The 859-nt window shown below is 49.6% G+C and carries 1 protein-coding gene; it reads right to left on the bottom strand.

The annotated features are described in order from the left end of the window. Nucleotides 1-335 precede the first annotated feature (335 nt). Complete coding sequence (locus EK369_RS22840; protein WP_164727084.1) at nt 336-626, bottom strand: hypothetical protein; 291 nt, start codon at nt 624-626, stop codon at nt 336-338. Nucleotides 627-859 lie beyond the last annotated feature (233 nt).

Genomic DNA, 859 nt, shown 5'->3' with positions numbered 1-859 from the left:
CAACGATTTTACTGTCATTCCTGGTCTTTGGCACCTGCTTAGCCGGAGAAACCGAAAAGAAAACCGTTAAGCGCGGCATCATTTCGGAAGGAATTTCATCCGGAGTTGGCGGTGGTTTAGGCCATGGAATCGGAGGTGGTGCGATCCTTTTGTCCAGTCATGGTGGTGGAATTGGTGGAGGCCTAGGAGGTGCTGGATTAGGGGGTGGACTCGGTGACGGCCTAGGAGGTGGTCTTGGTGGAGGACTCGGTGGAGGACTTGGCGGTGGATTAGGAGCTGGTGGATTATCTGCCGGTGGTATTGCAGCCGGACCTGCGGTCATCGACTTGGGATCATCAGTACATACTCATCTCACCGTTACCAATCGTGTCGGAATCCCACAACCAGTTCCTGTACCAGTCCCAGTTGAAAGAAATGTTCCAGTACCAGTACCTCAACCTGTTGGTGTTCCAGTTGACAGACCCTATCCAGTCCACGTGCCAGCTCCTTATCCAGTCCATGTCGATAAGCCATACCCAGTTATTGTACACAGAGACGTACAGGTACCCGTCAGTGTACCAGTTAAAGTTGCCGTTCCCCATCCAGTCGCTGTACCAGTTCCACATCCCGTGGCTGTTCCAGTTCATCAGCCAGTCCCTGTACCAATACACGAAACTATTTATGTGAAGAAACCCGTACCGGTTTTAGTTAAAACTGGAATCTCCCATGGGTATGGCGGTGGTTTTGCTCTTGGAGGCCATGGTTTTGGACACCACCATCACTAATAAACTGTGATCAGAATAAAACTTTCATTTTCGTTATCATTCTGTACTCTAAATTGCCTCATTAAGTTTTAATCTAGTCCACCTTCCGAGTGGTG

Source organism: Shimia sediminis, assembly GCF_003990645.1.
Taxonomy (GTDB): Bacteria; Pseudomonadota; Alphaproteobacteria; order Rhodobacterales; family Rhodobacteraceae; genus Shimia; species Shimia sediminis.
Note: the sequence above shows the minus strand (reverse complement) of the source record. Positions and strands in the feature narration are given on the sequence as shown.